This window comes from Vogesella lacus (genome assembly GCF_979366295.1).
On sequence record NZ_CEETQT010000071.1, the window covers coordinates 1 to 204 of the forward strand.

1 protein-coding gene is annotated in these 204 nt (G+C 61.3%); it reads right to left on the bottom strand.

Annotation, left to right across the window (positions count from 1 at the left end; all coding sequences use genetic code 11):
• On the bottom strand, positions 1–204 hold a 204-nt coding region (locus ACZ9W6_RS17770), incomplete at both ends, for a phosphopantetheine-binding protein (protein WP_465192507.1).

A 204-nucleotide genomic window follows, 5' to 3' on the forward strand; every position in this document is an offset into this window, starting at 1 on the left:
CCAGCACCGGCTGCTGGAATAGCGTCTTCACCGACACGCTAAAGCCGTCGCGACGCATGCGTTCCAGTAGCGTCAGCGCCAACAGCGAATGCCCGCCCAGCTCGAAGAAGCTATCGTTGCGGCCAACTTGCTGCACCCCCAGCACCTCGGCCCAGATGGCGGCCAGTTTCTGTTCGACTTCACCTACTGGTTCGATGTACTCGC